Genomic DNA, 15,516 nt, shown 5'->3' with positions numbered 1-15,516 from the left:
ACGCTGGTGAGGAATGCGCGTCGGCTGATAATCATGCTTTTCCTGCCTTTCCCTTCGCCATCAGCCGCACAAGCGGCGATAGGTGTTGCTCGACGGCCTTCGCCTTCAGCGGTGGCAGGCCGAACTTTTCGAGATACTCGCGGGAGTGCTTGGCCCAGACCTTCTTGCCCCAGCTCGTCGAGGCGAATTCCCAGGGGCGGGCGGCGCGGATCGCCTTCTTGCGGGCGGCGAGGTCGGCGTCGGCCGGGAGGTTGCTATGAACCTCGCCGATGACGCTGGACGCGGTTTTCTGCCAGTCGATCATGCTGCCTCCGCTTCGTAGGAGGCAATCTTCTCGGCCGTTTCCCAGACCTGTCGGCAGATATCGTTCATCGACGTGCGGCGCTTGTCGTGCCACTGGGCGCGGTAGGCCTTGGCCTCGTCCTGCGTCATCCGCGAAACAGCTTCCTCAAGAAGCTCCCGCTCGGAACGGCTGCCGACCATGAACGAACGGTACGCTTCAGCGTAGGAGGCCAGCTTGTCGGCGCTCTTCCAGATCGCCTCGTACTCTTCTTCGAGGTTGTCGATCTTCGGCTCGTCGCCGGTCTGAACGTCCTTGACGAAATACCAGGCAGGGCGGAGGCGATCGCCAATGCAGGCCGCCTCGACGACCGTGGCGCGAAATGTGATGACGTCGGAAGGGTTGACGACCTCATAGAGACGCTTCTCGGTCATCTGTCGTCTCCATATTCGAGAGACGGCTCAAGTTCGTCCATGATGAGTTTTGATCCGCAAGCGTAGGCGGAGAAAATCATCTTTTGGTAACTCCAATAGGGAGCGATACCGATGACCTTGCTTACATCGCGGCGATTGACGGTAAGGCTCGAAATTTTACCTTCCGCATCGACATAGAACTGTGTGTCGCAATCGTAGCGTTTCCGCTGATCCCCATCAGGATCGATGCCTACATGGTAGCAACGCTCGCTATAGTCGCTCTCCTCAATGAAGACGGAGATTTTGCCCCACCCTCTACCGTCATATTCCTTGGCATGCTCGACCATGCTTTCGATGATTCTAGAGAATTTGATTTCCTTTGGCGCGATCCTGAGCAGATCGTCCATTTCGGCGGCGATCTTTCCCCTGAGTAACTCGGAAACACTGCTGTCGAGCTTTTCGCGCAGGAGGTTTATGACCATCACGCCATAAGCTGGGACATCGATTTTATCGCCGATCGATAGAGCCTCACCGACTGCCGTCTGGATCTGCTTATAAACGGTGCCGTAAGACCGGAAAGCATCATCAATAGCGCCCTTAATTGCTTCATCGATCTTTTTCTCGATCAGTGTTCTGACGTTTTCTTCGGAGGACTTCCGGGTTACCTCCGCCAGAATGAAATCCTGCAGTGATGATGCGATCGATTCGGTCATGCCGCTTTTCCTTTGGGTTCGGACCACTCGACGCCGTGCTGCGCGCCGAAGGCGAAAATGATTTCGATTAGCGCCGTCATCTCGTCCTTCGACAGGTCAGACGAGGACGTGCTGAGATTGACGAAGCCGGTACCGTCGGTGTTCGGAACGATGCGAAGCTGCTCGTGCGCCTCGCGCCGGAGGGCATCGAGCATGACGAGTTTCCAGTCGTCCGGCGCCAGGCGCTGGCCGTGCCATGCGAGTTGGACGGACAGATCCGTCAGCATGGCCCACATGCGATCATTCTGGGGCAGGGTGCGCTTCGGGCCCTTGAACTCGACGCGCGTATCCATTGGCGCGCGCCGAATCCAATCGATCGCCTTCTGACGGAAAGCTTCGTTTGCCAGGACCAAAAGCGCTCTGCCCATGTCAGCCACCGTTCAAAGTCGATAGCTGGGCGAGGCGGCGTGTCTTGATGGCGAAAGCCGCTTCGATCATGTCATCGTGACCTTCCGTCTCAAGCACGGCCGGCGCGTCTAAGTCGTTCCAGATCTCTTCGACGTCGGCCTCGTCCTTCGCGCCGGCCAACGCCGTCTCGATCTCGTCGAGGAAATCGCCGAGCACGAACTCGGCGGGGTCGGCGGCCTTTTCCGGTTCGGCCTCGATCGTCTTTGCGGACGGCGGCGCGGGCGGCTTCGGGGGCTTGGGCGGCGTCGGCTTGCTCTCGGCAGCTGCCGGCGGGGTGATGTCGCGCATCTCCTCAGCCTCGGCGATCTCGCGCACCTCGAACTCGTCGCGGATGCCGCCGAGCACGTCGCCGAAAAGCTCGCGCAGGCAGTAGCCGGCAGCGCGCCATGCCAACATGCGCTGCGGGAAGCGGTACCAGGGCGCATCATTCGGAAGTCCGTCTTTCCAGACCTTTTCCTTGTTTTCCCAAACCTGCTTCCTGACCGTCGGGCGCTCATCCCAGAGGCGCGCCCGGATCGCGTCATCCTGAGAGAACTCGACACGCTTCTCTTCTCCGGTGTCGAGACGCTTTGCCTCGCAGAAGCCGACGAGCTTGCCGTTGCGCTCCTCGCAGCCGGTCCGCAGATACGCGACCTTGCCGGACATTCGGACGACGTTGATCAGACCGTCGCCGTAGAGCGCCGGCTTGCCATTGATAACGGTGAAGCTGCGAAGGCTGACCATCGGCTTGAGGCCAAGCTCTGCGCCGGACATGATGGCTACAGCAACGGCACTGGCGGCATCGTCGCCGGTGAGTTTGCCAATGAGCGCCGCAGGAGCGAGGCCGGAGGCGACGACCGTCCGCGCCATCCGGAATGTTTCTTCGAACGTCTGCGGGACGATAGCCATGACCTGGCCGCCGCCGGTGAGAGCTGGAATATGGGCGTTCATGCGCCTTCTCCTTCGGTGGTTTCCGGCTGGACGACGCGGAGGATCTTCTTCTGCGCCATGTCGGATTCAGTCTTGATCTCCATGACCTCGACGGTGGTTTCACCGCGCGCGGTCGCGACGACGACCTTGTCGCCGACGTTCACGGTCATCCCTTCCGGGATGAAATAATCGTAGGTTTTTCCGTCTTTCTGCCACTTGAACATGATGGCGGCGACGGCGAGGGCGGTTGCTTCGGTCATCATGCTGCCCTCTGTTCGGAACGGATTGCCATGCCGGCAAGCTCGACACCGGAGCGCGCGGCCCGGTTCGCCAGCGTGTCGACGACTTCCTTGATTTCAGGTCGATCCTTCAGCGCCATAAGCAGCGCGTCAAAATCGGTGATCTCGGCAAAGACGAAGGTGCGGAGGGAGACCTTGGCGCCGGTCCGGCCTGCCGACGCATTCCGGGCCTGAGCGTCGCGCTCGGCTGCCGCTGCCTGCTGAGCAAGCCGCTCGGCTTCGGCGATGGCGTTGTTCTGCGCCGCGATGGCAGCCGCGTCATTGTCGTTCCGCGCTGCGGCTTTCTCCGCCGCGACGCGTGCAGCATCGGCCTCGCGCTGGATGCGGTCGGCTTCTGCCCGAGCCGCCGCCTGGCGCTCGCGCTCCTTGCGCGCTTCCTCCTGCAGGAATGCGTCCATGTGGCGCTTCAGCTTCTTGCTGATCGCGTCCGGCTCTTCTTTCAGCTCGCGCCACTTGTTATCGACGTTGCGGCCTGCATCGAGATGCGGTTGCTTTTCGACCTTGTGCAGATCGGTGGCCTTCTCAGCGATCGTCGAAAGCCGCTTCGACCAAATCGCGGCGCGATCGGCCTCGGCCTGCGTCGTGATCGGCTTCCTCATGAACGCCTCGGCCTGCTCGCGCTCGGCGGCGAACTCGACCTGCAGAGCTTCGAACGGGTCGGACGGCAGGTTGTGGCCGATGGCAGGCGCTTCCGGCTCGTCATCCCAGCCAGCACCCTCGATCGCCTTGGTGTAGGCCTCGTAGGTGATCGGGTTCCGGCAGCACCAGGTCCAGATGTCGGAAGCATCGACCTGACGGTCGCCGCGCATGGCGTGCCACTTGTCGTCTTCGAACCAGATAGCGACCGGCTCCCACGGCTTGTCCTTAAAGCGGGTGCGGTAGTAGCCCTGCTGAGGATCGCCGTCATGTATCGGGCCGATGGTGCCGGCGAGGGCGTTCTGCCACCAAGCCCAAATATTCAATTCTGCCATGTGGTCTGCTCCTGGTTGACGAGGGCGCTTGCCTTGAGGCTCTGCTCGGTCGGCGCGATAGCGATGAAGGTGAGGACGCCGAAGGCGGCCATGGCGAGGATGACGGTGATCGCCTTACCGGCCGCAGCGTGAAGGCGGCTGTTCTCCTCGAGGACAGGGGCGGCGCGGCGGTTGATGTCGGAGAGGCGGGCTTGGATATCCGAGAGGTCATCACGCATAGAGCTGATCCCCGTCGGTGACGCCCATCTGCTCACGGGCATAGGCGGCGTAGCGCGATGCCCAGTGCTGGTGGCCGGCGATGCGATCTTTGATGGCGAGGACGATCGCGTGAGGGACATTCAGCCCGTAGCGCACGCTGCCAGCTTCTTCGGCGGCGCTGAGCTGGTGCAGCGAGGCGAGACGCTCAGCCTTGTTACGCATAGAGCTGATCCTCATCGCGGATGTTCATGATCTCGCGGGCGTAGCGGTACCGCTCCGAACGAGCCGCCGTCGCGCCACGCAGCCAGGACGGGCCGCGCCACATGTTGCTTGCGATGAAAGGAGCGGCGAGGCGGGCGTGAGATTGAGCCTCGATCGCCATGTAGGCGTTGCAGTCGGCGACGGTCCGGGCTGCATTCCAGCGAGCGTCGCGCTTGCTCTGCTCAGTCGAGATGTTCGGGAAGTGCTGCATTCCATCCTCGCGCCGTGGCGTTTCGTTGATGGACTGACTATGCGATAATCGCACAAGTAACGCAAGAGGAAAGAGTGCTATAATCGCACAAATATTTTTGGCCGCACATTTTAAGAATCGATTCGACTCCGCGAACGTGTTCTGCTTTCATAGAACGAAAGGAGAACAAAATGGGCTATGCGGTATTGAAATCACCCACACCGTTCACGCTCCATATCCGGTGCGAGAACTGCATGAGAGACAGCGAAAAGGTGGTGCAGATGCCGATCGGCGACGATGTTCCGCGAGACGCGGAAGAGCTGATCGAGAGCGTTTATTTGGAAAGTATCCCATTTCGATGCCAGCCCTGCGGAAGTGTAATCGGCCGGCTAGTCGGGATCACAGGAGGTAATGCGTATGGCTACTGAGAGAGAAGTTCTAGAATTCATCATCGTCCCACCATTCGAGCTGCTGGCGGCAGTCGCGGCGGCCAAGGAGCGGTTCGAAAACTACCTCGCCAATCGCTTCCCCGGCTATAGCTTTAGGGTAGGTCCATTTGCCCCGGTGGGCGATGAGGACGAATTCAGCGTTCTCCCGCTCATGAATTTTCCAGGCGACGATGGCAAGAGCTACATGTGCACGCCGCCAAAGAGATGGCTCCTTCGAGAGATCGCCAACGCATGTGAGCAATTCAATGTTATGACGGATCGATCACATCAAAACAGAAAGAGCGTTACATGCTAGTTTGCATTGCCAGATTTCCATAATGTCGTGTGTCGCGAGATGATTTCTTAGCGCTATCAAATGTTCGCGCTTTATTGAGCCTAGGCGTTTTACCTTGGCATCTAAGAGATACTGACGAGAGTAAAAAACCAACCCGCCGCAGGATAAAAAACTGTCGTACGAGAGGAAGCTACTGTAGTCGTCTCGGGCTATTGAAAAGCAGTCCGAATGATTTGCCTTGCTGATAAAAAGAAATGCATATTCAGCCGACGCCCGATAATCGTTCGTCTTACCTACGAATACGTGCATCTTCTCCCTTAGAGCGTGACCGATTGCCTGATCAGAAGTGAAACGGACGACATCTCCTAGATCCATGTCAGAAGCGCGATGCCACCGGTCCAATATCGGCGACGAGGCTCTCCCGCTTCTGCGGCGATTCTATCATGTCATCATAAGACATCGGAGACCGTGCAGACGCTCCGCGTGCGGCCCAGGCCTTTTTATAGGCGGTGTGCGAGTGCGTGAGGTTGAACAACGCGTCGAAATCAAGATGGCCGTACTTTTCTAACACTTCATCGACGACCCGCAGGTCGCTTCGAGAAAAGAGCTCTATGTCGAAGTCTCGGCGGGGATTCCCAATAGTCGTGAATGGCTTGTTTTCAGGCCCGCGTGCCTGCACTTCGAGCAGTTCAAATGGAAGTTCCGTTACGCCCACTTTGCTGAGCGTAAACTTATTGAGTTCCATTAGATCTTTGACTGTTGAGGCGACTGGACCGTATTTAAGGGCGAAATAAGTCTCCGACGTGATCGGACGTCCGAAGCGATTTAAGTGCTCGCGGTCTGCAAGGTAGAAAAATTTGACAGCCTGATACTTATCCGTCCCCGGACGCTTGTGCGCCAAGTACAGAAGCAGCTCAATAATTTTGGCATAGTTCGGTCGGAACTGGAGCGCCATGGCTTTCTTTCAACTCCGATCTAGCTCGGAGACTCGTGTCAAATGCAGTTCTGACCTGAATCTAACTACGCTTGTGTGTTTTTGTTTTGTCAATGGCAAACTATTCGCGTTGGCAAACTTAAGTCGCTTTCCCTCGAACATGTGGCCATTATGGCTAACAAAGATGTTATCTTAAAAGCCCGGCATTTCGTTCATAACCCGACGGACTAAAGCGATAACTTCAACCTTCACGCCGTCGTCCGCTTCATGGTTCTGCCGCACCACGATCGGCTTGTGCTTCGCGTTCGTCGATCTCGGGTGAAATTCGGCCCGATCTCCAAAAAGTTCGAGCTGCTTGACTGACCATTCTCGAAAGTGGCCGCCGTCTCTCTCTCGCTGGACCACGACCACCATCCCAGAGCGCAGCTCGACCAGGTGCTGCACATCCTCGAAGGAAATGCAGACCAGACGGTCGCCGGGAAATATCGGGCGAGGGCGCAGATCGTTCATGCTGTCGCCGCTGCAGTCGAAGAGTAGCTGCCTGGCGTTCGGAAACTTCTCATCTCGCGGGAGCATGACCTCGATCGGCTCCGACTGGTCGAACTCGTCGACCTCGCGGAAGGTGCCGGCCTCGACGACGCCGGCAACGCGCGCCGCGACCAAGCCAGTTGTCACCGGCACGAGCTCAGTCTGAGGAGCTTCCTCTCCGAAATAGATAGCTGCGCCCGCGACCTCGTGCGATTTGAGTTGTCGCTTCCCGCTGACGACCTTGTTTATCGCCGACGGGTGCAGGCCGAGCGCTTTCGCTAGCCCAGTCTGCGACATTCCGGGCTTGTCGAGATTTTCGATTACCCATTTTTTATAAGGATCTTCAACCATATGGCATTTTCGCACAACGAAAATGCATGGTCTCGTGCGATTGAAGCACAAAGTCCTTGACGACTGCTGTGCGATTATCGCATAGTTCCACCATGGAAACGAACGCACCAGAGAAGCTTGAGCCGGCCGCATCGATCATTGATCGCTTTGGCGGACCCGAAGCCGTCCAGGAGATAACCGGCGCTGACCGGACGCGGGTGTATCGCTGGACCCAGCCAAAGGAAAAGGGCGGGACCGACGGGATTATCCCGCTCAAGCCCGCGCAGAAGCTCTGGGCGCACGCAAAGGCCACCGGCCTTGAAATTCCCGGCGATCTCTTCCTTTCCCCAGAACCTGCGAAAATTCGTGGCGAGGTGGCAGCATGACCGACGTACACGGTGTAGCCCGCGACCAGCTCCGCGCATTCATTGAGCGCATCGAGCGCCTCGAGGAAGAAAAGAAGACCATCGCCGACGACATCAAGGACGTCTATGGCGAGGCGAAGGGAATGGGCTTCGATACCGTCATCATGAAGCGCGTCGTCGCTCTTCGGAAGAAGGACGAGCAGCAGCGCATGGAGGAGGAGGCGGTGCTCGACACCTATCTCCACGCCCTCGGCATGATCGCTCAGCATGATCTCTTCGAAGAGCCTCATCATCCGGAAACGGGCGAAATCATTGATCCCAAGCTTGCCCAGACCATCGTTACCGGCATGCAGACCGAGACCGGCCGCAAGGCGCTGATCGCCGCTGTCGACATCATGATCGCCCGCGAAAAGGCGGAAGAATTCCAAGCGAAAGCATCCGGCGACAACGGCGCGACAGGGCAGGCCGCGAAGGTGCCAGCCGACAGCGTGACGGGAGATGCGAGTAGGCCGAGCTGGGGCGGCGATTCCCCGGCACCCATTCAGCCGGAAACGGCAACCGAGACGCACCAAAGGCCCTCGACCAACGATGAGCCATCCCCAGAGGTAGGTCCGCAAGCCGAAGCCTCTCCAGCCGGGACCGGAGCCGGGACGCTTGCGGATCGTGAGGGCCGTCACGACGGGGAGGCGGCTCCGGCCGACCTCCCGCCCAATTCCAAGATCGATCCGAATGAGGATCGCAAAGAAGACCACAGCCTCGACGGAAACGCCGGCGCCAACACAGGAGGCCGTCATGTAACCGCTCAACCACATAGCGCCGCAACGGCCGGGGCTCTCGTTCAAGTCGCTCCGGCCACCAAACCTCTCCGGCCTCATTGCCGGAACCCGGGCGAGCACTGCGGTGGATATGGCAGCAATCATTGCCACTCCTGCCTTCGCGCAGCTCGGGAACCTGAGTTGGAGGCATGCACATGACAGCGACCATCGACGCCGCGCGCCGAATTCAAAAGCAGGACGTTCGTTTCGCGACGTTTCACTGCTGCCCGGCATGCTCTCAGGTCCTCTCCATCGTCGAGATCATTGAGCGCCATTGCGAGCGCTGTGATGCCGCGATCACGCCGAAGGAAATCAGGGAGAGGGCAGCATGAGCACTTTTATCGGACATCTCGGACTGGCGCTGGTCGTCGGAGCCTTCTTCCTCTGCACCGCGGCGGCTGTCCTTTCCTCACTCAACTCCGGCGACATCAGCCGGGAAGAGGAAGTTGAACGCTACAGGGTCCGGCATCCGGCCAACTCGAATTGATGAGCTCACCCCCTCGGCTCGTCAGCTAGTCCCGGTTTTCCTCCCGAGCACCGGGGCTAGCAACCTTCAACCTCAGCCTGCTGTTTCGGATGCGCAAAACGACTGCGCTCACGGCCTGGCCAAGAGGTTCGAAATTAGCAGGTGGCGACGGCGGATCGCCACCTGGAGCAGAGCCGACTAACGCGGCGGAAGTGTCGGCTCTGCGAAATGGAATGACTGCGGTTGGCCCAGGCGGACCGGAGACCAAGGGCGAAAGCCCGGCAAGGCCTCGACCTTGGTCTTTTTCATCATCTCTCCGGTGCATCTGAAAGCTCCTACTCAACAAGGAGACTGATCGCACAGGAGACCGACAAGGTGTTGTCAAACAAAGACAAGGAATTGGCAAACAGGGCCAAGGTCATGACTGACGCTTTTTACGCACAAAACCTTTTGAGAGAGGCCTTTCCGGAGAGCCGTTACGGCTCGGTCAAGGGAGCGATATTCGCGGCATATCGCTTCGTCCGTCCGAAGGTCTCGAAAGAACTGACGACGAGAAGAATTCGATCGATCCGGGAGGGGACAGCCCGCCGGATCGATGCCGAGGAAATGGAAGCGCTCAAGGCAGCGATCATCGAGGAGGCCCACCGTGAGCAACAGGAATTACGCGCCCGTCTGGCTGCGCTGGACAAAAAGGTTGCCGCTTTCAGCGAGAGCGTGGCTGGCCGCACGGTGGCGGGCGCGGGCGAATAAGTGGGCCGATCGGGCAGAATGGATCATGGGGGACTGATGATTGTATCTGACACCACTCATCTCAAGTTCGAGCACTCGCCAGAGCTAGGGCTGGCGCTGACGTCGTCGGCGGGGTTCGACTTCAGCCAGGCGAGCGATGAGCAACTGGTTGAACGCCACGCGGTCAAACCCATGATGGGCGTGGCGGTGGCAGTCGGGGCATACTCCAATAACGTTGCATGGGCTGTCGGCGCCTCCGTCCGAAAGCCGATGCACGTGGTGGCACTCGATATATCGAGTTCCGTTCGCTCGTTCGAAAGGGCCTTGGCGCCGGCAATGCTCGCAATGTCCTCCGGCGCGAGCCAGTACGTAATCCCGAACATCTCGGCTGCGAGCGAAGGCGGTGCGATTTGCCGGGACGCGCTCCGGCGTGGGTTCCGCGGCAGCAAACGCGCGCCGGCGAAGCTCAGCCAAATCTATTTCTTCGTTGGGAGTGATTGGCTCGACCTGATCAAGCTGGTCAGCCACATCATCGACGCGGCGAAATTCGAAAACGATCGCATCTCGCATGTCGCCCATGCGATCTGGCGCTTGTTCGTAATGGTGACGTTCGTAGACCAACTCTCCTTCGTAACGCAAACCAGCGTTGACCGAGGTGAAGAGATGAATTGCCTCGCCTGTCTGCCAAGAATCCACAATTGCTCGGTTGCCAGATTTCATTTCCATATGGCCAATTTGGCCCTGACCGAAATATTCAAATACCCCGTCTGGGCGCCATCGATCGACATAGCCGTGCTCGTGCCCTTCCTCTCCGCTGATGAGGAAGATTACGGGGGCGTCGGCGGGAGTGATGATGCCGCTGCGCTGTTGCCCGCCATAGACGCCATGGATATCCGCGACACGGTTGTAAATCTGGCCGATGTTAAAAGGCATTCCGTCCTCGCTAAAATAGTACCCTCTCTTATCGGTTGTGGTTCTTTCCGCACCGTTAAGGAGGCGGCATGACTGACCCCTCCGAAATGATCGCATGGCTCGATCGCCGCATCGCCAGCGCAATGGCGTGGCTCGACGACCACGGCAAGGGCTCCAAGCGTCCTCGTCCTCAGCACGAGATCGAAACCAAGGAATACGACATCGCCCGCTTTGAGGAGATCAAGGCGGCGTATGTGAAGGCGCTCGAGCGGAGAGGGCAGGTGGCATGAAGGGACTTCGCACCTCAGTGAACGACGGTGATCACCGGAATGCCAGCTTCGTCGGCGGCGCGGATGAGTGCTTCTCGCGCGTCCTCGGCCGGGACCTCCCCATGAAGTGCATCCCGGCACGCTCTAATAGCTGTCAGATACTCTTCTCCATCGTCGATGGGCCAGCAAGCCGTGAGCATGTTGGCAGCCTCCCAAATGGTGGCGACAAACTTGTACTTTTCCGGCCCACTGACAACGAGCATCAGAGGAGTAAACTCTCCGGATCTGTGCCATTTCATGACGTTACGCCTCTACACGGTAAACTTATCAGTAACCGTGCAAGAACCGTTCCGGGCGAGGCGGCGGCATGAACCAGCTCATCACCCGCGCTTCGATCGCCGAGATTGCCCGACACCGCGACGCAGCCCTTTCCGCTTTCCAGCGGGCGAGGGCGGCAGAAGCGGAAGCCAAGCAGCAGATGGACGAGGCTGCCGCGATGCTCAAGATTGCGGCGCCGTTCGCCGCCGGCCTGTTCTCAACCAGAGAGGTCAAGGACTTGACCGACCGTCACTACATCGACGGGCGCGTCTGGGACTCGGTCATTCACTCGACCGAACTCAATCACCTCATGGATAAGAAGGCGAAGGACGATCTGCGGCAGCAGCTCATGACCGACGCTCCTGAGTTCACCGAGGAGAATGCCTACGCCACGATCGAGCACTTCGCGGCTGAAGCTGGGATGATCTTCCGGCGCGGCATCGCGGAAATGTTTTCGAACCTCGATCGGCGCTTCCGCTCGCACTCGGGCTGGAAGATCGGCAGCCGCGTCATCCTCAACAATATGTTCGGCGTCGACGGCTGGTGGAACTATCACCGCGACCATCGGTCCACCTTGCAGGACATTGAGCGCACCTTCCTCATTCTCGATGGGCGAAAGCCTGTCGCTGATTACGCTGGAATCGTTGGCGAGTTGGACAACGCGCGCCGCCTCGATGGTCGCGGTGCTCGGCAGACGGAAGTGCATAGCGAATTCTATACCGTCCGAATCTTCAAGAACGGGAACGCGCACCTATGGTTCAAGCGTGACGACCTGGTCGCCAAGGCGAACCGCATGATCGGAGAATACTACGGCGAGGTAATCCCGGAAGAGCGCCAGCATGAGGACGACGGCGGCCTACATGATCCTAAAAGGGAGATGGCGAAGAATTTCGGCTTCTTCCCCACGCCCGACAGCCTCGCAGAGCGCACGACCGACCTCGCCAGCTTGCACCGAGAGGGCACTCTTCGCGTTCTCGAGCCATCTGCTGGCACAGGGCAGCTTTCCAAGCGGGCTCGGAGGGAAGGCATCGTTGTCGACTGCATCGAATGCCAGCCAGACCTCGCGAATGATCTGAAAGCAGCCGGCATCTACGGCCGCGTGATCTGCGCCGACTTCCTGGCGATCAATCCGTCTGCGACCGGACTTTACGATCGCGTCATCATGAACCCGCCGTTCGATCGCGAGCGCGATATCGACCACGTCATGCACGCCCTCAAGTTTCTGAAGGACGACGGTCTGCTGGTCGCGATCATGTCGGCCCACACCGAGTTTGCCGAAACCCGGAAGGCCGTCGCCTTCCGCGAGCACATCGCCGGGCTCAACGGCGTCTTCTCGGACAACCCTATGAATTCCTTCGCGAGCGTCGGGACGAACGTCAACACCATCACGCTGAAGGTGTGGAAGAACGGGAGGAAGGTCTGGTGAGGCTATTCTCTGATCTCTGGCCTTTTGGCGACCTGCAGCCGCACTCGTTCGACTTCATCATGGCAGATCCCGCTTGGACCTACCGGATGTACTCGGAAGCAGGGGAGAGCAAGTCTCCGCAGGCTCAATATCGCACCATGTCGATTGACGAGATAAAAGGCATGCCAGTGCTCGATCTGGCGTCGACGGATTGTCTGCTTTGGCTTTGGGCTGTGAACCCGATGTTGCCGCAGGCTTTGCAGGTCATGGCGGCATGGGGGTTCGAGTTTAAGACCGCCGGCACTTGGTTGAAGACGACCAAACACGGCAAGATCCATTTCGGTACCGGCTACATCCTCCGCGGCTCGAATGAGCCGTTCCTGATCGGGACGCGCGGCAGCCCGCGCACGGCGAAGAATGTTAGATCCGGGTTCACCGGTCTTATCCGTGATCACTCTCGCAAGCCTGAGGAGGCATACGCGGCAGCCGAGCGTCTGATGCCAAACGCGCGCCGCCTCGATCTATTCAGCCGCACTGATCGGAAAGGCTGGACTGCATGGGGTGATGAAGCCGGAAAATTTGGGGAGGCAGCATGACGTTCCTCGAAGCCTACGCCCTCCATGGCCCAGACGTTGAGCGTATCGCCGAAGCCCTCGGCATCACGCCACCAGAGGCCGATCGCCTCATCAACGAAGCGATGGAACGCCGGTACCAGCAGCGCGTCCAGCGCAGCCGGAGGCGCGCATGACGGAGCGCATGTCAGCCAAACAATATCGTGAGCAGTTCGTCGAGCCGAAAGCCGTCTCGTCGGCTCGGATCATCATCACCCATATGCCGCCGTCCGCGAACGGGCTCCGAAAGAGCTTCATCAAGGAAGGCAAGGTCATCAGCGTCAAGAGCGACGGCTATGCCGACTGGCGGAAGGCGGCTGTCTCGGAGATCACGTCTCAGGCCGTCGGCAAGGTCGAAGGCCCATATCGCCTGTCGATCGTTGCTCAGCGCCGTTGGCGCTCGAAGCGCGCCAGAGACATCGACAACATCATCAAACCGATCTCCGATGCGCTGGTGAAGGCCGGAATCGTCCAGGACGACAGCTTGGCGGAATGTGTCACCGCTCGGTGGGTTGATGACCTTCAAGGTCATGCCGCCGTCATCGATGTCGAGGTGTGCCGATGAGCGCGCCTTGGCTTAAATTCTTCCCTTCGGATTGGCGCGCTGATCCTTCCTTGCGGATGTGTTCGATCGCCGCGCGCGGGCTCTGGATCGAAATGCTCTGCGTCATGCACGAGGCTACCCCGCGTGGCACGCTCAGGGTAAACGGAAAGCCCGTCTCTGATAAGCAGATGGCGATCCTGGCAGGTTGCTCGAATATAACCGCATTGCTTCAAGAGCTTGAAGAGGCTGGTGTTTTCAGCCGTGAGCCGGACGGAACGATCTTCAGCCGGCGCATGATGCGCGACGTCGAGAAAGCCGAACAGGATAAGGCCAACGGTCGCAAGGGTGGTAATCCCACTCTTAAGGCAGGGGTTAACCCCCAGCTTAACGGGGATGATAAAGCCCAGAAGCCAGAAGCCAGAAGCCAGTCCTCACTTCGTTCGGAAGACGTGCGCGCGCCCGATTTCGATCAATTCTGGGAAGTCTATCCCAACAAGGTCGGTGAGCCTGCGGCTCGTAAAGCTTTCTCGAAAGCCGCAGTCCGCGCCACCGTCGACGAGATCATCGCCGGTGCCAAGGCATATGCCGACAAGACCGACGATCGCCAGTGGTGCAATCCGGCGACTTGGCTCTCCGAAGATCGCTGGAAGGACCAGCCGGCAAAGCCGCCCGACAAGCCCCCGGCGCCGAGGCCGGGCACAAGCGGCCTATCCCACCTGCAGAATTTCCAATCCCGCGAGGACTACCTCGCAGCTGAAAAAAAACGATCCGAAAGGAGTTTCCGATGACGAGCTTTTTCTGGACAGATGACAATATCGCCCGGGCGGAGAAGCTTTGGGCCGAAGGGATATCGGCGCGAGAAATCGCTGAACGCCTCGGCTCGACGAAAAACACCGTGATCAACATGGCCGGCCGGCATCGTGACAGGTTCCCCGCGAGGCAATCGGTCAGGACATCGCTCCCTGAAGATGCGACCCCGGCTCAGCGGATCCATCACGCCGATCGGGTGATCCGCGTCACTTTCACCGGCGCCGAAGTCACGCTTCCCCGCGTCGCCTTCATCGATGGAGCAGCGATCTGATGACCCGGCTCGCGAAAATTGATTTTGATTCCGTCGCTCCGCTTTACCCGAGCGACAAGGTTGCCGGCCGGGTGGCGGCGAGGGGAGAGCATTTTGAATGGTCGTCAAACCAGGCCACCAAGATCCACTCCGCCGATCCGCTCGCCGTCCGACGCCCGACCGAAAACGAGCTGTCGAGGCCTGACTATGTCGATTTGACAGGAGCGAGGCTCGGCCGGCTGATGGTGATGGGTGTAGCTGCCGAGATCACCGGCAACGGCCAGAAGTGGGTCGTTCGCTGCGTCTGCGGTTCCTATGAAACCCGCAAGGCCAGGTACATCAAGGCCTGTGTCGCCGGCAACAATCCGGGAAGTAGCGAGCCGATGTGCGACGCGTGCGCATACACACGTCGGCTCCAGCGCGGATATCACAATCCGAAGAAGGCCGCAGCGGCAGCGCAGGCGATCATGGAGGCGGCTCGATGAGCAAAGTCGAGGATGTCGCCGCGGCGATCGGTTTCGTCTTGGACAACAGGTCGTGGGACGACTGCGGGGAAGGCTTCAAGGAAGTGTGTCGCGAATGCGCTGCAGCTGCGGTAGCGGCGATGGGTATACCGACCGGCCATTATGACGTTCAGCGCCTTCAAATCGGTTCTCCTGTTCGGAAAGTGCGAGGGTACGGCTTCCCGGGAGAGATCGTATCGATCTTCGCGACCAAGACCGGAAACATCCGCTTCGTCGTCGAGGCGACCGGCCAAGACTATGGCGGGATGCTGCACATCTTCAACGGAGATCAGTTGGCGTCGGACGACGAACATTGAGATTCT

At 59.3% G+C, this 15,516-nt stretch carries 29 protein-coding genes and 1 pseudogene; 17 read left to right on the top strand and 13 right to left on the bottom strand.

The window, feature by feature from the left end; all coding sequences use genetic code 11:
- Positions 1 to 31: 31 nt before the first annotated feature.
- From G9X67_RS14895 to G9X67_RS14850, 10 genes are read right to left on the bottom strand one after another with little or no spacing between them, the layout of a single operon-like run.
- A complete protein-coding gene (locus G9X67_RS14895; RefSeq protein ID WP_171599012.1) occupies positions 32 to 304 on the bottom strand; it encodes a hypothetical protein in 273 nt (90 codons plus the stop codon).
- A complete protein-coding gene (locus G9X67_RS14890; RefSeq protein WP_171599011.1) occupies positions 301 to 714 on the bottom strand; it encodes a hypothetical protein in 414 nt (137 codons plus the stop codon). The genes G9X67_RS14895 and G9X67_RS14890 overlap by 4 nt, the downstream gene beginning before the upstream one ends.
- Entirely contained in the window at positions 711 to 1,406 is a 696-nt protein-coding gene (locus G9X67_RS14885; RefSeq protein ID WP_171599010.1) for a hypothetical protein, read from the bottom strand. Before G9X67_RS14885 ends, G9X67_RS14890 begins: the two co-directional genes overlap by 4 nt.
- Complete coding sequence (locus tag G9X67_RS14880) at positions 1,403 to 1,813, bottom strand: recombination protein NinB (protein ID WP_171599009.1); 411 nt, start codon at positions 1,811 to 1,813, stop codon at positions 1,403 to 1,405. The genes G9X67_RS14885 and G9X67_RS14880 overlap by 4 nt, the downstream gene beginning before the upstream one ends.
- A 1-nt stretch (position 1,814) precedes the next feature.
- On the bottom strand, positions 1,815 to 2,783 hold the full coding sequence (locus G9X67_RS14875; protein ID WP_171599008.1) for a hypothetical protein: 969 nt from the start codon (positions 2,781 to 2,783) through the stop codon (positions 1,815 to 1,817).
- On the bottom strand, positions 2,780 to 3,025 hold the full coding sequence (locus G9X67_RS14870) for a hypothetical protein (protein ID WP_246705408.1): 246 nt from the start codon (positions 3,023 to 3,025) through the stop codon (positions 2,780 to 2,782). Before G9X67_RS14870 ends, G9X67_RS14875 begins: the two co-directional genes overlap by 4 nt.
- Positions 3,022 to 4,032, bottom strand: coding sequence for a hypothetical protein (locus tag G9X67_RS14865; protein WP_171599007.1), 1,011 nt, complete (start codon positions 4,030 to 4,032; stop codon positions 3,022 to 3,024). The genes G9X67_RS14870 and G9X67_RS14865 overlap by 4 nt, the downstream gene beginning before the upstream one ends.
- On the bottom strand, positions 4,020 to 4,250 hold the full coding sequence (locus G9X67_RS14860) for a hypothetical protein (RefSeq protein ID WP_171599006.1): 231 nt from the start codon (positions 4,248 to 4,250) through the stop codon (positions 4,020 to 4,022). The genes G9X67_RS14865 and G9X67_RS14860 overlap by 13 nt, the downstream gene beginning before the upstream one ends.
- Positions 4,243 to 4,452: a hypothetical protein gene (locus tag G9X67_RS14855; protein ID WP_171599005.1), complete on the bottom strand. Its 210-nt coding sequence runs from the start codon at positions 4,450 to 4,452 to the stop codon at positions 4,243 to 4,245. The genes G9X67_RS14860 and G9X67_RS14855 overlap by 8 nt, the downstream gene beginning before the upstream one ends.
- The gene (locus tag G9X67_RS14850) at positions 4,445 to 4,702 is read right to left on the bottom strand and encodes a hypothetical protein (RefSeq protein ID WP_171599004.1); all 258 of its coding nucleotides are present in this window, start codon (positions 4,700 to 4,702) and stop codon (positions 4,445 to 4,447) included. The genes G9X67_RS14855 and G9X67_RS14850 overlap by 8 nt, the downstream gene beginning before the upstream one ends.
- 170 nt (positions 4,703 to 4,872) lie before the next feature.
- On the opposite strand from G9X67_RS14850, the gene G9X67_RS14845 reads away from it, so the two are divergent.
- Both G9X67_RS14845 and G9X67_RS14840 read left to right on the top strand, forming a co-directional pair.
- Positions 4,873 to 5,109 (top strand): hypothetical protein, encoded by a 237-nt coding sequence (locus G9X67_RS14845; protein ID WP_130712647.1) that lies wholly within the window; start codon positions 4,873 to 4,875, stop codon positions 5,107 to 5,109.
- Entirely contained in the window at positions 5,099 to 5,425 is a 327-nt protein-coding gene (locus G9X67_RS14840) for a hypothetical protein (RefSeq protein WP_171599003.1), read from the top strand. Before G9X67_RS14845 ends, G9X67_RS14840 begins: the two co-directional genes overlap by 11 nt.
- A gap of 355 nt (positions 5,426 to 5,780) precedes the next feature.
- On the opposite strand, the gene G9X67_RS14835 is transcribed toward G9X67_RS14840, so the two are convergent.
- Positions 5,781 to 6,359 (bottom strand): Panacea domain-containing protein, encoded by a 579-nt coding sequence (locus G9X67_RS14835; protein ID WP_171599002.1) that lies wholly within the window; start codon positions 6,357 to 6,359, stop codon positions 5,781 to 5,783.
- A 171-nt stretch (positions 6,360 to 6,530) separates the two neighbouring features.
- A complete protein-coding gene (locus tag G9X67_RS14830; protein ID WP_171599001.1) occupies positions 6,531 to 7,217 on the bottom strand; it encodes a helix-turn-helix transcriptional regulator in 687 nt (228 codons plus the stop codon).
- Positions 7,218 to 7,309: 92 nt separating this feature from the next.
- On the opposite strand from G9X67_RS14830, the gene G9X67_RS14825 reads away from it, so the two are divergent.
- From G9X67_RS14825 to G9X67_RS14795, 7 genes and pseudogenes are all read left to right on the top strand, one after another.
- A complete protein-coding gene (locus tag G9X67_RS14825) occupies positions 7,310 to 7,582 on the top strand; it encodes a hypothetical protein (protein WP_210258857.1) in 273 nt (90 codons plus the stop codon).
- Positions 7,579 to 7,821: pseudogene (locus G9X67_RS14820) on the top strand (DUF2312 domain-containing protein); the annotation flags it as partial. The gene G9X67_RS14825 and the pseudogene G9X67_RS14820, both read left to right, overlap by 4 nt.
- A gap of 710 nt (positions 7,822 to 8,531) precedes the next feature.
- The gene (locus tag G9X67_RS14815; protein ID WP_171599000.1) at positions 8,532 to 8,708 is read left to right on the top strand and encodes a hypothetical protein; all 177 of its coding nucleotides are present in this window, start codon (positions 8,532 to 8,534) and stop codon (positions 8,706 to 8,708) included.
- Positions 8,705 to 8,863: a hypothetical protein gene (locus tag G9X67_RS14810; RefSeq protein ID WP_171598999.1), complete on the top strand. Its 159-nt coding sequence runs from the start codon at positions 8,705 to 8,707 to the stop codon at positions 8,861 to 8,863. The genes G9X67_RS14815 and G9X67_RS14810 overlap by 4 nt, the downstream gene beginning before the upstream one ends.
- Positions 8,864 to 9,217: 354 nt before the next feature.
- Positions 9,218 to 9,592 (top strand): hypothetical protein, encoded by a 375-nt coding sequence (locus tag G9X67_RS14805; protein WP_171599057.1) that lies wholly within the window; start codon positions 9,218 to 9,220, stop codon positions 9,590 to 9,592.
- Between the two features lie 36 nt (positions 9,593 to 9,628).
- The gene (locus G9X67_RS35010) at positions 9,629 to 10,576 is read left to right on the top strand and encodes a hypothetical protein (RefSeq protein WP_246705407.1); all 948 of its coding nucleotides are present in this window, start codon (positions 9,629 to 9,631) and stop codon (positions 10,574 to 10,576) included.
- Positions 10,573 to 10,773: a hypothetical protein gene (locus G9X67_RS14795; RefSeq protein ID WP_171598596.1), complete on the top strand. Its 201-nt coding sequence runs from the start codon at positions 10,573 to 10,575 to the stop codon at positions 10,771 to 10,773. Before G9X67_RS35010 ends, G9X67_RS14795 begins: the two co-directional genes overlap by 4 nt.
- A 14-nt stretch (positions 10,774 to 10,787) precedes the next feature.
- On the opposite strand, the gene G9X67_RS14790 is transcribed toward G9X67_RS14795, so the two are convergent.
- Positions 10,788 to 11,051 (bottom strand): DUF982 domain-containing protein, encoded by a 264-nt coding sequence (locus tag G9X67_RS14790; protein WP_171598997.1) that lies wholly within the window; start codon positions 11,049 to 11,051, stop codon positions 10,788 to 10,790.
- Between the two features lie 68 nt (positions 11,052 to 11,119).
- Between G9X67_RS14790 and G9X67_RS14785 the strand changes: the two genes are divergently transcribed.
- The 8 genes from G9X67_RS14785 to G9X67_RS14750 are packed head-to-tail and all read left to right on the top strand — an operon-like array spanning position 11,120 to position 15,510.
- Complete coding sequence (locus G9X67_RS14785) at positions 11,120 to 12,496, top strand: DUF4942 domain-containing protein (RefSeq protein WP_171598996.1); 1,377 nt, start codon at positions 11,120 to 11,122, stop codon at positions 12,494 to 12,496.
- Positions 12,493 to 13,071: an MT-A70 family methyltransferase gene (locus tag G9X67_RS14780; protein WP_348649117.1), complete on the top strand. Its 579-nt coding sequence runs from the start codon at positions 12,493 to 12,495 to the stop codon at positions 13,069 to 13,071. Before G9X67_RS14785 ends, G9X67_RS14780 begins: the two co-directional genes overlap by 4 nt.
- A complete protein-coding gene (locus G9X67_RS14775) occupies positions 13,068 to 13,223 on the top strand; it encodes a hypothetical protein (protein ID WP_171598995.1) in 156 nt (51 codons plus the stop codon). The genes G9X67_RS14780 and G9X67_RS14775 overlap by 4 nt, the downstream gene beginning before the upstream one ends.
- Complete coding sequence (locus G9X67_RS14770) at positions 13,220 to 13,651, top strand: RusA family crossover junction endodeoxyribonuclease (RefSeq protein WP_171598994.1); 432 nt, start codon at positions 13,220 to 13,222, stop codon at positions 13,649 to 13,651. The genes G9X67_RS14775 and G9X67_RS14770 overlap by 4 nt, the downstream gene beginning before the upstream one ends.
- Entirely contained in the window at positions 13,648 to 14,418 is a 771-nt protein-coding gene (locus G9X67_RS35005; RefSeq protein ID WP_246705406.1) for a hypothetical protein, read from the top strand. The genes G9X67_RS14770 and G9X67_RS35005 overlap by 4 nt, the downstream gene beginning before the upstream one ends.
- Positions 14,415 to 14,711: a GcrA family cell cycle regulator gene (locus G9X67_RS14760; protein ID WP_171598993.1), complete on the top strand. Its 297-nt coding sequence runs from the start codon at positions 14,415 to 14,417 to the stop codon at positions 14,709 to 14,711. Before G9X67_RS35005 ends, G9X67_RS14760 begins: the two co-directional genes overlap by 4 nt.
- On the top strand, positions 14,711 to 15,175 hold the full coding sequence (locus G9X67_RS14755; RefSeq protein ID WP_171598992.1) for a hypothetical protein: 465 nt from the start codon (positions 14,711 to 14,713) through the stop codon (positions 15,173 to 15,175). The genes G9X67_RS14760 and G9X67_RS14755 overlap by 1 nt, the downstream gene beginning before the upstream one ends.
- Positions 15,172 to 15,510 (top strand): hypothetical protein, encoded by a 339-nt coding sequence (locus tag G9X67_RS14750; protein ID WP_171598991.1) that lies wholly within the window; start codon positions 15,172 to 15,174, stop codon positions 15,508 to 15,510. Before G9X67_RS14755 ends, G9X67_RS14750 begins: the two co-directional genes overlap by 4 nt.
- The last annotated feature ends 6 nt before the right edge of the window (positions 15,511 to 15,516 follow it).

Source organism: Rhizobium sp. WYCCWR 11152 (assembly GCF_013087615.1).
GTDB classification, from domain to species: domain Bacteria; phylum Pseudomonadota; class Alphaproteobacteria; order Rhizobiales; family Rhizobiaceae; genus Rhizobium; species Rhizobium indicum.
This window is presented reverse-complemented; position numbering and strand designations above follow the sequence as displayed.

Coding starts and splice junctions, on each gene's coding strand:
- G9X67_RS14895 (WP_171599012.1), bottom strand. CDS start 304: ATGATCGACTGGCAGAAAACCGCGTCCAGCGTCATCGGCGAGGTTCAT.
- G9X67_RS14890 (WP_171599011.1), bottom strand. CDS start 714: ATGACCGAGAAGCGTCTCTATGAGGTCGTCAACCCTTCCGACGTCATC.
- G9X67_RS14885 (WP_171599010.1), bottom strand. CDS start 1,406: ATGACCGAATCGATCGCATCATCACTGCAGGATTTCATTCTGGCGGAG.
- G9X67_RS14880 (WP_171599009.1), bottom strand. CDS start 1,813: ATGGGCAGAGCGCTTTTGGTCCTGGCAAACGAAGCTTTCCGTCAGAAG.
- G9X67_RS14875 (WP_171599008.1), bottom strand. CDS start 2,783: ATGAACGCCCATATTCCAGCTCTCACCGGCGGCGGCCAGGTCATGGCT.
- G9X67_RS14870 (WP_246705408.1), bottom strand. CDS start 3,025: ATGATGACCGAAGCAACCGCCCTCGCCGTCGCCGCCATCATGTTCAAG.
- G9X67_RS14865 (WP_171599007.1), bottom strand. CDS start 4,032: ATGGCAGAATTGAATATTTGGGCTTGGTGGCAGAACGCCCTCGCCGGC.
- G9X67_RS14860 (WP_171599006.1), bottom strand. CDS start 4,250: ATGCGTGATGACCTCTCGGATATCCAAGCCCGCCTCTCCGACATCAAC.
- G9X67_RS14855 (WP_171599005.1), bottom strand. CDS start 4,452: ATGCGTAACAAGGCTGAGCGTCTCGCCTCGCTGCACCAGCTCAGCGCC.
- G9X67_RS14850 (WP_171599004.1), bottom strand. CDS start 4,702: ATGCAGCACTTCCCGAACATCTCGACTGAGCAGAGCAAGCGCGACGCT.
- G9X67_RS14845 (WP_130712647.1), top strand. CDS start 4,873: ATGGGCTATGCGGTATTGAAATCACCCACACCGTTCACGCTCCATATC.
- G9X67_RS14840 (WP_171599003.1), top strand. CDS start 5,099: ATGGCTACTGAGAGAGAAGTTCTAGAATTCATCATCGTCCCACCATTC.
- G9X67_RS14835 (WP_171599002.1), bottom strand. CDS start 6,359: ATGGCGCTCCAGTTCCGACCGAACTATGCCAAAATTATTGAGCTGCTT.
- G9X67_RS14830 (WP_171599001.1), bottom strand. CDS start 7,217: ATGGTTGAAGATCCTTATAAAAAATGGGTAATCGAAAATCTCGACAAG.
- G9X67_RS14825 (WP_210258857.1), top strand. CDS start 7,310: ATGGAAACGAACGCACCAGAGAAGCTTGAGCCGGCCGCATCGATCATT.
- G9X67_RS14815 (WP_171599000.1), top strand. CDS start 8,532: ATGACAGCGACCATCGACGCCGCGCGCCGAATTCAAAAGCAGGACGTT.
- G9X67_RS14810 (WP_171598999.1), top strand. CDS start 8,705: ATGAGCACTTTTATCGGACATCTCGGACTGGCGCTGGTCGTCGGAGCC.
- G9X67_RS35010 (WP_246705407.1), top strand. CDS start 9,629: ATGATTGTATCTGACACCACTCATCTCAAGTTCGAGCACTCGCCAGAG.
- G9X67_RS14795 (WP_171598596.1), top strand. CDS start 10,573: ATGACTGACCCCTCCGAAATGATCGCATGGCTCGATCGCCGCATCGCC.
- G9X67_RS14790 (WP_171598997.1), bottom strand. CDS start 11,051: ATGAAATGGCACAGATCCGGAGAGTTTACTCCTCTGATGCTCGTTGTC.
- G9X67_RS14785 (WP_171598996.1), top strand. CDS start 11,120: ATGAACCAGCTCATCACCCGCGCTTCGATCGCCGAGATTGCCCGACAC.
- G9X67_RS14775 (WP_171598995.1), top strand. CDS start 13,068: ATGACGTTCCTCGAAGCCTACGCCCTCCATGGCCCAGACGTTGAGCGT.
- G9X67_RS14770 (WP_171598994.1), top strand. CDS start 13,220: ATGACGGAGCGCATGTCAGCCAAACAATATCGTGAGCAGTTCGTCGAG.
- G9X67_RS35005 (WP_246705406.1), top strand. CDS start 13,648: ATGAGCGCGCCTTGGCTTAAATTCTTCCCTTCGGATTGGCGCGCTGAT.
- G9X67_RS14760 (WP_171598993.1), top strand. CDS start 14,415: ATGACGAGCTTTTTCTGGACAGATGACAATATCGCCCGGGCGGAGAAG.
- G9X67_RS14755 (WP_171598992.1), top strand. CDS start 14,711: ATGACCCGGCTCGCGAAAATTGATTTTGATTCCGTCGCTCCGCTTTAC.
- G9X67_RS14750 (WP_171598991.1), top strand. CDS start 15,172: ATGAGCAAAGTCGAGGATGTCGCCGCGGCGATCGGTTTCGTCTTGGAC.